Below are 12,964 nucleotides of genomic sequence, written 5' to 3'. Positions count from 1 at the left end.
GCCCACGCACGGGCCGCACGCACTCCGGATCACAACTCCCGGACCGGACCTACCGGTTCAGGCGTTCCGGTACGGTGCGCGGTCCTGTCAGAGACACAGCAGGACGCTGGCCTGGCTCGCGCAGAGCGTCAGGCTGATGGTGCTGCCGCCACCACCGCCGTGCTCGGGAGCGTCCATCGCCTGAAGGTCGAGAAGCGCCATGACACTTTCCTTTCACTATGGGGACGATTTGTGCTGGTGGTACCGATGGTGCTGGTGGTACCGGTCTTGCTGGTTGTGCTGGTGTTGCTGCGGTTCCGGGTGGGCGGGTCGCCCCGCGTCACCCGGCGGTACGACTCCGGCACGGCGGCCGGAGCCGGCTTCAGGGCCGCCGTCGCTCCGAGGAGGGCGGCGGCGGGAGGAAGGGCAGCTGGACGGGCCGGTCGTGCAGGGCCGCGCCCAGGCCCAGGAGGCAGCCCGCCGAACCGGTGGCCAGGTCCATCGACAGGCGCATCATCTGATCGCCGGGGAAGGCCAGGTGTGTCCGGTAGGGCAGGGCGTACCAGCTCAGGCAGGAGATCTGTGCGGCCAGCGCCCCGTCGAGGTCGGGGGCCGGCGTGGTCGTCCGCGCGAGGTGCAGGATGCATCCGGCACGGCCGCGGAAGAGGCCGGGCTGCACGTAGAAGCGGGCCGTCGCGGCGGGGAGGACGGCGGCGCGCGCCTCCTCGAACTCCTCGTCCGCGCGGTGCGCCAGGTACGCGTCGAGGACCATGGCGATGCCGACGCTGCCGCCGCCGAGGTACGGCATGGTCCGCCAGCCCTCGTCCACCACCAGGGCGCCGTCCTTGTCCCGTACGCAGCGCGCCAGGTCGCGGCGGAGCGCCTCGGCCGCGAGGTCGAGGAGCCCCGCATCGCCGGTGCTCTCGTACAGCCGCAGGAACAGCAGCGCGGGTCCGGTGGCGCCGCGCATCAGGCCGGCCCGCTTGCCGCAGGCGTCGAGCCGGTCGGCGGCGTGCCCGGCGGCCTCCAGGGCCCGTTCGCGCAGCTCCCGTTCGCCGTGGGTGCGGGCCAGGTCGTCGAGCGCCAGCCCGAGACCGGCCAGGCCGCCGTGCAGGTCGGGGGCGAGGCGGTGCCACTTCTCGGCGAGGACCTGCTCCACCAGGTCCGTGGCGCGGCCGCGGTGGCCGAGCCGGTCCAGCACCCAGGCGACCCCGGACAGCCCGTCGTAGAAGCCCAGCGGGGTGCCAGGAGGAGGCGGAGCGGTCTGCCGCAACAACCACTCCTCGCCTTCCCCGTACCTCCCGGCACCGGTCTCGGCGAGGGCGTGCAGCACGCCCGCGGCGCCGTGCGCGATCCCCAGGCCGCCGCCGTCCGAGAACTGGGCGATGTCGCCGGGGAAGAGCCGGTCGGTGCGCTCGGGCGTGGCCGAGGCGAGGATGCCGCGGACGATCGAGTCGCGGCTGTGCGGCCAGTCGGCGGGTTCGGCGGGGAGGTAGGGCGCGGCTCCGGTTCGGCGCTGCGCGGGCGCGGCCTTCCGGCCGGCGTCCGCCGCCGGGCCGGGTGCGTCCGGCGCGCCCTGGATCACCTCCACCGCCCCGGCCAGGAAATCCGCCGGTACGTCGGGGAACTCGTGCGCCACGACCTCGGCGAGGTGGGCGGCCTTGTCCCGGTCGAGCACCAGCAGCGAGGTCATCGGCAGGAACAGGGCGAGCCGCAGACAGGCCAGCGCGTAGCGGTCCACCTCGGTGCCGGCGCGGTCGCCCGGCGCCATGAAGCCCGGGTGGGCCAGCGTCTGCCGCAGCTTCTCGCCGTCCACCGCCGCCGCCTCGAAGTCCAGCAGCCGTACGCTGCGTTCGTCGGGCGCGACCATGATGTTGAACAGGTGCAGGTCGTTGAAGACGACGCCGTGGCGGTGCAGCACGGCCACCGTCTCCTCGACCGCGGCGTGGATGTCCAGCGCCCACCGGGTGTAGTCGGCGAGGGCGGCCGGGCTCGGGGCGGCCGTCGTCAGCGGGTGCCGCTCGGCGAAGAAGGCGTTGAGGGTGCGCCCCTCCAGGAAGTCCATGACCAGGAAGCGGTGGTCGTCCAGCGTGAACCAGTCGCGGACCTCCGGCGCGACGCCGAGCCCGGACAGCTTCTCCAGGGCCTTGCGTTCACGCTCCAGGCGGGTGACGGCGTCGGCGCCGTCGGCGGCCAGGCCGGCGTGCGGACGCGCCTCCTTGAGCACCACCTTGTCGCCGGTGCGCCGGTCGCGGCCCAGGTAGACGCCGCCGCCGTTGGAGAAGTGCAGCGCCGATTCGATCTGGTACGGCAGGTCGGTGACGGTGGTGGAGTTGCGGGCGGCGAGCTGCGGGGCGAGGAAGCCCGGCAGCGTCACCCACTCCGGCGGCTTGAACGCGGGCCCGCGGCGGTCGGGGACCAGCTTGCCCTCGGGGTTCTCGATGGCGCCGACGAGGTTGCCGTGCTCGTCGACGCAGAAGCGCCGGGCGAAGCCGCCGTACCGGACGTACAGCGGCCCGTCGTGCCACCGCAGGTCGCTGAGGATGTACGGGCCCGGCTCGCCGTCCAGCAGCGCGCCCAGCTCCCGCAGGACGGTGTGCAGCTGCTGCTCGTCCGCCGGGTAGATGGTGGCGAACTTGCCGCTCGAACCGCGTTCGGCGTACTTGGAGTTGCGCATGTGCATCGGGCGCGGCCCGGGGACGAACTTGAACGGGATCAGCCGGGCGACGCAGTAGTCCCACACCTGGGCGGCCGTCTTCTCGGCGTTGTCCGTACAGGCCGAGACGTGGATCTTCCAGCCCTGCGCGGGCAGTCCGGGACGCGGCTGCCCGTCGGCGTCGACGGGGGTCACGTGGAGCCAGTCCCCGGAGAGGAAACACCGCCACCCTTCGGGGACTGCGCGCTGGGCCGCTTCGTAACGGGGGCCCGTGCCCGATGCGGCTCCGTTCCCGACGGACAGCCGGTCCGGGGTCTCGTAGAACGTTCTGTCGGCGAGACAGTAAACCTCGTACCGCTTGTCCATCGTCTCCCCCCTCGGCGGCGTGGCACTGAGATTTCCACGCCGCCGGGGAGCGTTAACAGTCACAGATGTCACGAGGTAACCGTGAGAAGTTCACGGGTTACTGACGGTACGCACCGGTCGGCGCGGGCCGTACGCCCGCGCCGCCCAGTGGGAACGCCCATGGGCCGAAGGCTCACTCCTCCGGCGGGAAGACGGCCTCCCCCGTACCGGCGTCGGTCACGGTGATCGCTTCGACGGGGCAGCCCTCGGCCGCCGCCAGCACCTCGTCGGACGCGGCGCACTCGGGCCGTACGGGGTGCGACTGGCGGGCCGCGTCCAGGACGAAGCCGCCGGGCGCGGTGGCCGCGCACAGGCCGGAGCCGATGCACACCCCCCGGTCCACCTCCACGTGCCAGCGGGGTCCGGACTCCTGCCCCCGCCCGTCCTCGCCGCCCCCGGTCACGTCGTCCGTGCCGCTCATGCCTCGCGTCACCCTTCCGCCGGCAGGTGGATCGTCTTGTGCTCCAGGTACGCGCCGAAGCCCTCGGGCCCGAACTCCCGGCCGATGCCGGAGTTCTTGTAACCGCCGAAGGGGCCGAGCATGTCGATGCTGAAGGTGTTCACGGAGTAGGTGCCGGTGCGCACCCGGCGCGCGATGTCGATGCCGTGTTCGGTGTCCGCGGTCCACACCGAGCCGGACAGCCCGTACTCGGAGTCGTTGGCGATGCGCACCGCCTCCGCCTCGTCCTCGTACGGCAGCAAACACAGCACCGGGCCGAAGATCTCCTCGCGGGCGATCCGCATCGCGTTGGACACCTCGCCGAACACCGTCGGCTCCACGTACCAGCCGGTCTCCAGACCCTTCGGCCGTCCGCCGCCGGCGAGGACCTTGGCGCCCTCCCGCTGCCCGACGGCGATGTAGTCCAGCGAGCGCTGCTGCTGGCGCCGGGCGACCAGCGGGCCGATCTCGGTCGCCGGGTCCAGCGGGTCGCCGATGCGCAGGGCGGACGCGGCGGCGGCGAACCGCTCGGCGGTCTCGGCGTAGCGCTCGCGGGGCACCAGGACGCGCGACTGCGCCACGCACGCCTGCCCGTTGACCAGCCACGCGAAGGGCGCGATGCCCGCCACCGCGGCGTCCAGGTCGGCGTCCGGCAGGATGACGGCGGCCGACTTGCCGCCCAGCTCCAGCGTCACCCGGGTCAGGTGGCGCGCCGCGACCTCCATGACCCGCCTGCCCGCGGCGACCGAGCCGGTGAAGGCCACCTTGTCCACGTCCGGGTGCCCGACCAGGTACTCGCTCACCTCCCGGTCCGCCGGGAGGATGGACAGCACCCCGGGGGGCAGCCCGGCCTCGCTCGCGATCTCCGCCAGGAGGTAGGCGTCCAGCGGTGTTTCGGGCGACACCTTCAGGACCACCGAGCAGCCGGCCAGCAGCGCCGGGGCCAGCTTGGCCGCCGCGGTGAACTGCGGCACGTTCCACGGCACCACGGCCGCCACCACGCCGACCGGCTCCCGCCGCACCAGCAGCGGCCCGAGCGCCCCGGCCCGGCGCTCCTCGTACGGGAAGTCGCGGGCGACGGTGATCGCCGCGTCCCAGACCAGCATCGCGGCCAGCGCCTGCACCATGACGGCGGAGGTGTACGGGGTGCCGTTCTCGGCGCTGATGACCTTGGCGATCTCCTCGCTGCGCGCCGCGAAGGCGTCCTTGATCCGGGTGACCACCGCGATCCGCTCGTCGAGCGGCGTGTCCGCCCACACCCCGGAGTCGAAGGAGGCGCGGGCCGCGGAGACGGCGCGGTCCACGTCGGTGCGCGAGGCGTGCGGCACCCGGCCGATGACCTGCTCGGTGTGCGGCGAGACCACCTCGATGGTCCCGCCGCCGGCCGGGTCGGCGAACTCGCCGCCTATGTAGAGCCGTTGGTGCTCGACGAGTGCGCTCATGACTGCCGCCTCCTGCGGGTCGACCGACCGGTGGGCACGTGCGCTGCCGTTCCTGATGCGGGTTCCTGACACGGATTCCTGGCACAGGCCCCTGAGGCGGGTTCCTGCCGCCAGTTTCTGACACTGCATCAGGACTGATACCAGTTCTAGTTATGCTGGGCAATGCTCGGCACGGGGTGCGGCCCGGCCGCGCGGGAGCGGAGGGGCGGCGGATGACACCAGCGGCGGAGGGCGACGGGACGGCGGGGGCCCGGACGACACGAGCACCGGCGGCGGGCGCGGCGCGGCCCCGGGTGACCGACCACCGGGGCGGCGTATGGTCGATCGCCGTCCCCATTCCGGACAATCCGCTCGGCCACACCCTCGTCCACCTCCTGGAGACCGACCGTGGCCCGGTCCTCGTCGACACCGGATGGGACGACCCGGCCGCCTGGAACACCCTGACCGCCGGCATCGCCGCCTGCGGCTTCCGGGTCGCCGATCTGCACGGCGTGCTGATCACCCACCACCACCCGGACCACCACGGTCTGTCCGCGCGCGTCCGGGAGGCGTCCGGCGCGTGGATCGCGATGCACGCCGCGGACGCCGACGTCGTCCGCCGTACCCGCGAGGCCGAACCGGGCCGGTGGCTGGACTACCTGATCGCCAAGCTGGCCGCGGCGGGCGCGCCCGACAGCCACCTCGCGCCCCTGCGGGCGGCCCGCGCCGACGGCCGGGTACGCGGCCTGCCCGGCCGGCGGGCCGCGCTGCCGGACCGCGAGATCGCTCCCGGCGCCCTCCTCGACCTGCCCGGCCGCCGGCTGCGGGCCGTCTGGACCCCCGGCCACACGCCGGGCCATGTGTGCCTGCACCTGGAGGAGGACCACCCGGCGCAGCGGCCGGGCCACGGCCGGCTCTTCTCCGGCGACCACCTGCTGCCCGGCATCAGCCCGCACATCGGGCTGTACGAGGACCCGGACGACGCCACGGTCACCGACCCCCTCGGCGACTACCTGGCCTCCCTGGAAAGCGTCGCCCGGCTCGCCCCCGCCGAGGTGCTGCCCGCGCACCAGCACGCCTTCACGGACGCGGCCGGCCGGGTGCGCGAGCTGCTCGCCCACCACGAGGAGCGGCTCGCCGGCCTGCGCGCGCTGCTCGCCGCGCCGCGCACGCCCTGGCAGCTCGCCGAGGCCATGGAGTGGAACCGGCCGTGGGCCGAGATCCCGTCCGGCTCGCGGAACATCGCGGTCTCGGAGGCCGAGGCGCATCTGCGCCGTCTGGTCCGGCTGGGGCTGGCCGAGCCGGTGCCGGGCACGGAGCCGGTGGCGTACCGGGCGGTGTGAGGGCTGCCGGCGGTGTGCGGGCCCCGCCCCCGCGGCGGCCCCGCCCCCGCCCCGCCCCCCGCCGCGGCCCGCCGGGCCGTCCCCGGGGCCCCGCGCCCCGCCGGTTAAGGTGTGCGGGACAATTTCATCCCGTGCCCGATCGGGGGAAGCCGGTGGAAATCCGGCGCTGACCCGCAACCGTGATCCGGGACGTACGGCACCGGCACCGGCCGGCCGCCGGGACCGCGCACCGGCCCCGCGCCGCCCGGCCGTCCGCGGGCCACCCGTACGCCCGGCGAGCCGGAGCACCCGCTGGGGCACGACCAAGGCTCCCGCCACCGCAAGGCCGCGCCTCCTCGCGCGACCGCCCGGTGCGCGGCACCGTCGAGGTATGCGGAGCTGAGCCCGGTGCCACCGCGGCCGATCGCCGATCGGCGGGCGGCTGGGCGTCCGAGTGCGGCTGCGCACCCCACGCAGCACCCACCGCGGCCCCCACCGCGCCGAACCGACCCGAGAGGCACCGACCCGATGGCCACCACGGCTTCCCCGGCCCCCCTGGCTCCCAGGGCTTCCACGGCCCCCACCCGCGCCGCCCTGGCGCGCCGCGCCGCCGCGGTACTGGCCACCGCCGCCGTGCTGTGCGCGGCCGGTGCCCCGGTGGCGGCCGCCGACTCCGCCGCTCCGGCCGCCCGGGCGTCGAAGCTCCCGGACGGGCTGTACGGCACCAAGGACCCGCAGTACGACGGCGTCTGGCGGCAGTCGCTCGCCCTCCTCGCCCAGCGCACCGTCGGGGTGCGCCCGTCGGTGACGGGCGTCGACTGGCTCGCCGGGCAGCAGTGCGCCGACGGCGCCTTCACCGCCTTCCGCGCCGACCCGGCCAAGGCGTGCGACGACAAGACGATGCGGGACACCAACCAGACGGGCGCGGCGGTGCAGGCGCTGGCCGCGCTCGGCGGGCACGACGACGCCGTACAGAAGGCCGTGAAGTGGCTGAAGTCGGTGCAGAACGACGACGGCGGCTGGCCCTCGATGAGCGGCTCGCCCAGCGACGCCAACTCCACCTCGGTGGTGATCGGCGCGCTGAAGGCGGCGGGCGAGAAGCCGGAGTCGGTGCGCAAGGGCGGCAAGTCCCCGTACGACGCGCTGGTCTCCTTCCAGCTGGGCTGTGACGCGAAGCAGGGCGAGCGCGGCGCGTTCGCCTTCCAGCCCAAGGACGGCAAGCTGGCCCCGAACGCGGACGCCACGGCCGCGGCCGTGCTCGGCGGGCTGGGCGAGGGCTTCGCCGTCACCCCGGCCGGCAAGGACGTCGACGAGCCGGTCGAGCCCTTGAAGTGCGGCGGAGGCGCGGACCAGAAGCGGGACGCGAGGCAGGCCGCCGAGGGCGGCGCCGCGTACCTGGTCTCGACGCTGGGGGCCAACGGGCAGCACCTGAAGTCCGCGATGCCCGGCGCCGGGGACCAGCCCGACGTCGGCAACACCGCGGACGCCGTCGTGGCACTCGCCGCGGGCGGCCACGGTGCCGCCGCGCAGAAGCCGTTGCAGTGGCTGGAGAAGAACTCCGCGAACTGGGCCAAGGAGGCCGGTCCGGCCGCGTACGCGCAGCTGGTGCTGGCCGCGCACGCCGCGGGCGCCGACCCGCGCGCCTTCGGCGGCGCCGACCTGGTCGCGCAGCTGAACGCCACCGGCCCCAAGCCGGCCGGCAGCGCCAAGCCGTCCGCCGCCCCCGAGAAGGACGCCCAGGACCAGGACGAGCAGGGCTCCGGTGTGTGGTGGATCTTCGGCATCGTGTTCGTGGCGAGCGTCGGCGCCGGGTTCCTGATCAGCGGCCGCCGGAAGAAGAGCGGCGTCTGATGCGCCTGCCGCGGCCCCGCTCCGCCCGTCTCCTCGGCACCCTGGTCCTGGCCGGTACGGTCACGGGCCTGGGCGCCGCTCCCGCCCAGGCGCAGGAGTACCGCTACTGGTCCTTCTGGAACGGGCCGGCGGCGGGTGCTCCGGCGCCCTCCGGCGACGGCGGCTGGTCGTACGCGACCGAGGGACCGGCCACCACCCGGCCCCAGGACGGTGCCGTGGCGGGCTTCCGCTTCACCGTCAGCGCCGGCTCGGCAGCGGCGGGCAGGCCGCGCCGGGCGGCGGACTTCGCCGCGATCTGCGCGCGGACGCCCGCCCAGGACGGCCGCAAGCGGGTCGGCCTGGTACTCGACTTCGGTACGAAGGCGGACGCGCCGCGGGGCGAGACGCCGCCGGCGGTCCGTACGGAGTGCGCGCGACTGCCGGAGGACGGCACGGTCGGTGACGCGCTGGCCGCGGTCGCCGGGCCGCTGCGGTACGACGCGAACGCGCTGCTGTGTGCGATCGCGGGGTATCCGGAGGCGGGGTGCGCGGAGAAGGCGGGCCCGGGGTCCGGGGCAGGGACCGATCCGGGTTCCGGTTCGGGTTCGGGTTCTCAGGAGCCCGGCGCCTCCGGCAGCGCGTCCGCCGCCGGGAAGCAGAGGGACGGTGACGACTCGGGCGGCCCCTCCGCCGGACTGATCGGCGGCATCGCGGCCGTGGTCGTCCTGGGCGCGGCGGCCGGGTGGCAGGCGCGCCGCCGCCGCGGATGAGCGCCCGCGCTCCCCGGGCCACCCGCTCCACCGCGCTGCACGCCGGCGCCTGGTGGCTGTGGGCGCTGGGCCTGGCCGCCGCCGCGTCCCGGACCACCAACCCGCTGCTGCTCGGCCTGCTGATCGGGGTCGCGGGGTACGTCGTCGCGGCGCGCCGCACCGACGCGCCGTGGGCCCGCTCGTACGGCGCCTTCCTCAAGCTGGGCCTGCTGGTGATCGGCATCCGCCTGGTCTTCGCGTTCTTCCTCGGCTCCCCCATCCCCGGCACGCACGTCCTGGTCACGCTTCCGGAGGTGCCGCTGCCCGAGTGGGCGCGCGGGGTGCGCATCGGCGGCCGGGTCACCGCCGAGGGCATGCTGTTCGCCTTCTACGACGGGCTGAAGCTGGGCGCCCTGCTCATCTGCGTCGGCGCCGCGAACGCGCTCGCCAGTCCGGCGCGCCTGCTGAAGTCGCTGCCGGGCGCGCTGTACGAGGCGGGGGTGGCGGTCGTCGTCGCGATGACGTTCGCGCCCAACCTCGTCGCCGACGTCCAGCGGCTGCGGGCCGCGCGCCGGCTGCGCGGGCGCCCCGACCGGGGCGTCAAGGCGCTCCTCCAGGTCGGGCTGCCGGTCCTGGAGGGCGCGCTGGAACGTTCGGTGTCGCTGGCGGCGGCGATGGACGCGCGCGGCTACGGCCGTACCGCCCAGGTCCCGCCCGCCGTACGGCACACCACCACCGCGCTCACCCTCGGCGGCCTGCTCGGGGTCTGCGCCGGTACGTACGGGCTGCTGGCCGACACGGGAACGGCGTACGGCCTGCCGGTGCTGCTCGCCGGGCTCGTCGCGGCCCTCGGCGGGCTGTGGCTGGGCGGGCGCCGGTCCGTGCGCAGCCGCTACCGCCCCGACCGGTGGGGCGTGCGCGCCTGGCTGGTGGCGGGCTCCGGCGTCGCGGTGGCCGCCCTGATGATCTGGGCGAACTCCGCCGACCCGGCCGCCCTGCACCCGCCCGCCGTCCCGCTCACCGCGCCCGTACTCCCCCTGTGGCCCGCGGCCGGTGTCCTGGTGGGGCTGCTGCCGGCCTTCGTGGCACCACTGCCGCCGCGGGCGGCGGGAGCCGAACCGGGGCAGGAGGCAGGTGAACGGGCACGGGCAAGGAAGACACCGGCGCCGGGCGCGCCGCACACGGAGCCGTACACGAAGGAGTCCCCGCAGTGATCCGCTTCGACCAGGTGTCGGTCACCTACGGGGACGCGGCGGAACCCGCCGTCCAGGGCATCGACCTGACCGTGCCGGAAGGCGAACTGTGCCTGCTCGTCGGCCCGTCCGGCGTCGGCAAGTCCACCGTCCTGAACGCCGTCTGCGGCCTCGTCCCGCACTTCACCGGCGGCACCCTGCACGGCCGCGTCACCGTGGCCGGGCGGGACACCCGTACCCACCGGCCGCGCGAACTCGCCGACGTCGTCGGCACCGTGGGCCAGGACCCGCTGGCGCACTTCGTCACCGACACCGTCGAGGACGAACTCGCCTACGGCATGGAGTCGCTGGGCCTGGCCCCGGACGTGATGCGGCGCCGCGTCGAGGAGACCCTGGACCTCCTCGGCCTCGCCGACCTGCGCGACCGCGCCATCACCACCCTCTCCGGCGGCCAGCAGCAGCGCGTCGCCATCGGCTCGGTGCTGACCACCCACCCCAAGGTGCTGGTCCTGGACGAGCCGACGTCCGCCCTCGACCCGGCCGCCGCCGAGGAGGTGCTCGCCGTGCTGCAACGCCTGGTGCACGACCTCGGTACGACGGTCCTCCTGGCGGAACACCGGCTGGAGCGCGTCGTGCAGTACGCGGACCAGGTCATTCTGCTGCCCGCCCCCGGCGCGCCGCCGATCGTCGGCGCACCCGCCGACATCATGGCCGTCTCCCCCGTCCACCCGCCCGTGGTGGCCCTGGGCCGGCTCGCCCACTGGTCCCCGCTCCCGCTGTCCGTACGCGACGCCCGCCGCAAGGCGACGCCGCTGCGCGAACGGCTCAGGGGGGTGGAGCCTGGGGGGACGGGTGGGGTGGCCGGCGTGGCCGACGTGAATGGCGCGGGCGTTGCGGGTGGCGTGGGTGTTGATGCTGGGGGAGCTGGTGCCGGGGTGGGTTCCGGGCCGGGCGGGGCGGATTCCGGGACCGGTTCCGCTGCGGATACCGGGACCGGTTCCGGTGACGGTTCCGGAACCGGCGGGCGCAAGCGTCCGGGCTGGTGGCGCCGCCGTGCCGGCCGTACCGGTGCCGACGCCGGTCCTTCCGGCGGGCGGTCCGCGCCGGAACCAACGCCGCTGCCGGGTGCCGCCGGTGCCCCGCCCGCCGCCGAGGCCGTCGGCCTCTCCGTACGGCGCGGCCGGACCGATGCCCTGCACCGCGTCGGCCTGGCCGTACGCGCCGGCGAGACGATCGCCCTCATGGGCCGCAACGGCGCCGGGAAGTCCACCCTGCTCGGCACCCTCGTCGGCCTGCACGAGCCCGCCGCCGGAACGGTGCGCGTCGGGGGCGCGGCGCCGCACCGCACCGGCCCGCGCACGCTGCTGCGGCACGTCGGCCTCGTACCGCAGGAGCCCCGCGACCTCCTGTACGCGGACACCGTCGCCGCCGAGTGCGCCGCCGCCGACGAGGACGCGGCCGCCGCCCCCGGCACCTGCCGTGACCTGGTCACCAGGCTGCTGCCGGACGTGGCGGACGGCACCCACCCGCGCGACCTCTCCGAGGGCCAGCGGCTCGCGCTGGCGCTGGCCGTGGTGCTCACCGCCCGCCCGCCGCTGCTCCTGCTCGACGAGCCGACCCGTGGCCTGGACTACGCGGCCAAGAGCCGCCTCGTGGCCCTGCTGCGCGCGCTGGCCGCCGAGGGGCACGCGATCGTGCTGGCCACCCACGATGTCGAGCTGGCCGCCGAACTCGCCCACCGCGTCGTCATCCTCGCGGACGGCGAGATCGTCGCGGACGGGCCGACCGCCGAGGTCGTCGTCTCCTCGCCCGCCTTCGCACCGCAGGTCGCCAAGGTGCTCGCCCCGCTGCCGTGGCTCACCGTGCCCCAGGTCGCGCACGCGCTGGAGGCCACGGCATGATCCATCGCGACGGAACCGGGGACCGGGACCAAGATCGGGGCCGGGACCACGCAACGCCGCCCGCTGCCCGCACGGCACCGGCGGACCGGCAGGACCGGCAGGACCGGCAGGTGCGGGCGGACCGGCAGGTGCGGGCCGTGCGGCTGGGGCCGCGGGCCGTCGCCGCGCTGGCCCTCATCTCCGTCATCGGCGTGATGGCCTTCGGATGGCCGCTGCTGGCCGACTCCGCCTCCGGCCTCGCGCACTCCAAGGACGCGCCGTGGCTGTTCGCGGCGCTGCTGCCGCTGCTGCTCGCCGTGGTCGTGGCCACGATCGCCGACAGCTCGACGGCCGCCGCCGCGCGCGGTGCGCCCGGCCTGGACGCGAAGGCCATCGCCATGCTCGGCGTCCTGGCGGCGACGGGCGCGGCGATGCGTCCGCTGGGCGCGGGCACCGCCGGCATCGAGCCGATGTTCTTCCTGATGGTGCTGGCCGGGCGGGTGCTGGGGCCGGGCTTCGGCTTCGTGCTCGGCTCGGTGTCGATGTTCGCCTCCGCGCTGCTGACCGGCGGCGTGGGGCCGTGGCTGCCGTTCCAGATGCTGTCCATGGGCTGGGTGGCGATGGGCGCGGGGCTGCTGCCGGGCCCGGACCGGCTGCGCGGGCGCCGCGAACTGGTCATGATCGCGGCGTACGGCGCGGTCTCCGCGGTCCTGTACGGCCTGGTCATGAACCTCCAGGGCTGGCCCTACATCGGCGGCATGACCTCCGGCGTCTCGTTCGTGCCGGGCGATCCGCTGCCCGACAACCTGGCCCGCTTCGTGGCCTACTGCCTGGCCACCTCACTGGGCTGGGATCTGCCCCGGGCCCTGGTCACGGTCGTCCTCACCCTCACCCTCGGCGGCACCCTCCTCAAGGCCCTGCGCCGCGCCACCCGCCGCGCCGCCTTCGACGCACCGGCAACGTTCGGCCCGGGAACGGGGCCGGGGGCGGGAGTGGAGACGGGCGCGGGGCCTGGCGCGGGGCCGGGACCGGGACCGGGACCGGGATCGGAAACACCAGCTCCGCCCCCTCCCAACTGATCTCCAGCAAT

At 75.4% G+C, this 12,964-nt stretch carries 10 protein-coding genes and 1 riboswitch; of the genes, 6 read left to right on the top strand and 4 right to left on the bottom strand.

What is annotated here, in order from left to right; all coding sequences use genetic code 11:
- Nucleotides 1–87: 87 nt before the first annotated feature.
- The 4 genes from ACH4FX_RS14210 to ACH4FX_RS14195 all read right to left on the bottom strand — a co-directional run bounded on the left by ACH4FX_RS14210 (nt 88) and on the right by ACH4FX_RS14195 (nt 4,921).
- A complete protein-coding gene (locus ACH4FX_RS14210) occupies nt 88–201 on the bottom strand; it encodes a SapB/AmfS family lanthipeptide (protein ID WP_003982959.1) in 114 nt (37 codons plus the stop codon).
- 160 nt (nt 202–361) lie between these two features.
- Entirely contained in the window at nt 362–3,001 is a 2,640-nt protein-coding gene (gene lanKC, locus ACH4FX_RS14205; RefSeq protein WP_398478570.1) for a class III lanthionine synthetase LanKC, read from the bottom strand.
- A 172-nt stretch (nt 3,002–3,173) separates the two neighbouring features.
- Nucleotides 3,174–3,461, bottom strand: a complete 288-nt coding sequence (locus ACH4FX_RS14200) for a ferredoxin (protein ID WP_398478568.1) — start codon at nt 3,459–3,461, stop codon at nt 3,174–3,176.
- 8 nt (nt 3,462–3,469) lie between these two features.
- Nucleotides 3,470–4,921, bottom strand: coding sequence for an aldehyde dehydrogenase (locus ACH4FX_RS14195; RefSeq protein ID WP_398478566.1), 1,452 nt, complete (start codon nt 4,919–4,921; stop codon nt 3,470–3,472).
- Nucleotides 4,922–5,133: 212 nt separating this feature from the next.
- Here ACH4FX_RS14195 and ACH4FX_RS14190 point away from each other — a divergent pair, with 212 nt between their 5' ends.
- The 6 genes from ACH4FX_RS14190 to ACH4FX_RS14165 all read left to right on the top strand — a co-directional run bounded on the left by ACH4FX_RS14190 (nt 5,134) and on the right by ACH4FX_RS14165 (nt 12,953).
- The gene (locus ACH4FX_RS14190; RefSeq protein WP_398478565.1) at nt 5,134–6,243 is read left to right on the top strand and encodes an MBL fold metallo-hydrolase; all 1,110 of its coding nucleotides are present in this window, start codon (nt 5,134–5,136) and stop codon (nt 6,241–6,243) included.
- Between the two features lie 143 nt (nt 6,244–6,386).
- Nucleotides 6,387–6,467: riboswitch (cobalamin riboswitch) on the top strand.
- Nucleotides 6,468–6,750: 283 nt separating this feature from the next.
- Nucleotides 6,751–8,073: a prenyltransferase/squalene oxidase repeat-containing protein gene (locus ACH4FX_RS14185; RefSeq protein WP_398478563.1), complete on the top strand. Its 1,323-nt coding sequence runs from the start codon at nt 6,751–6,753 to the stop codon at nt 8,071–8,073.
- The gene (locus ACH4FX_RS14180) at nt 8,073–8,822 is read left to right on the top strand and encodes an SCO2322 family protein (protein WP_398478561.1); all 750 of its coding nucleotides are present in this window, start codon (nt 8,073–8,075) and stop codon (nt 8,820–8,822) included. Before ACH4FX_RS14185 ends, ACH4FX_RS14180 begins: the two co-directional genes overlap by 1 nt.
- Nucleotides 8,819–10,015 (top strand): CbiQ family ECF transporter T component, encoded by a 1,197-nt coding sequence (locus tag ACH4FX_RS14175; RefSeq protein WP_398478559.1) that lies wholly within the window; start codon nt 8,819–8,821, stop codon nt 10,013–10,015. Before ACH4FX_RS14180 ends, ACH4FX_RS14175 begins: the two co-directional genes overlap by 4 nt.
- On the top strand, nt 10,012–11,895 hold the full coding sequence (locus tag ACH4FX_RS14170; protein ID WP_398478557.1) for an ABC transporter ATP-binding protein: 1,884 nt from the start codon (nt 10,012–10,014) through the stop codon (nt 11,893–11,895). Before ACH4FX_RS14175 ends, ACH4FX_RS14170 begins: the two co-directional genes overlap by 4 nt.
- Entirely contained in the window at nt 11,892–12,953 is a 1,062-nt protein-coding gene (locus ACH4FX_RS14165) for an ECF transporter S component (protein WP_398478555.1), read from the top strand. Before ACH4FX_RS14170 ends, ACH4FX_RS14165 begins: the two co-directional genes overlap by 4 nt.
- Nucleotides 12,954–12,964 lie beyond the last annotated feature (11 nt).

This window comes from Streptomyces sp. NPDC018019 (assembly GCF_044327805.1).
Lineage (GTDB): Bacteria > Actinomycetota > Actinomycetes > Streptomycetales > Streptomycetaceae > Streptomyces.
The sequence above is the reverse complement of the archived record's forward strand: the minus strand, read 5'-3'. Positions and strand labels throughout refer to the sequence as shown.

Excerpts from the sequence above, each read along its gene's own strand:
- ACH4FX_RS14190 (WP_398478565.1), top strand. The coding sequence starts at position 5,134 with ATGACACCAGCGGCGGAGGGCGACGGGACGGCGGGGGCCCGGACGACA.
- ACH4FX_RS14185 (WP_398478563.1), top strand. The coding sequence starts at position 6,751 with ATGGCCACCACGGCTTCCCCGGCCCCCCTGGCTCCCAGGGCTTCCACG.
- ACH4FX_RS14195 (WP_398478566.1), bottom strand. The coding sequence starts at position 4,921 with ATGAGCGCACTCGTCGAGCACCAACGGCTCTACATAGGCGGCGAGTTC.
- ACH4FX_RS14165 (WP_398478555.1), top strand. The coding sequence starts at position 11,892 with ATGATCCATCGCGACGGAACCGGGGACCGGGACCAAGATCGGGGCCGG.
- ACH4FX_RS14200 (WP_398478568.1), bottom strand. The coding sequence starts at position 3,461 with ATGAGCGGCACGGACGACGTGACCGGGGGCGGCGAGGACGGGCGGGGG.
- ACH4FX_RS14180 (WP_398478561.1), top strand. The coding sequence starts at position 8,073 with ATGCGCCTGCCGCGGCCCCGCTCCGCCCGTCTCCTCGGCACCCTGGTC.
- lanKC (WP_398478570.1), bottom strand. The coding sequence starts at position 3,001 with ATGGACAAGCGGTACGAGGTTTACTGTCTCGCCGACAGAACGTTCTAC.
- ACH4FX_RS14175 (WP_398478559.1), top strand. The coding sequence starts at position 8,819 with ATGAGCGCCCGCGCTCCCCGGGCCACCCGCTCCACCGCGCTGCACGCC.
- ACH4FX_RS14210 (WP_003982959.1), bottom strand. The coding sequence starts at position 201 with ATGGCGCTTCTCGACCTTCAGGCGATGGACGCTCCCGAGCACGGCGGT.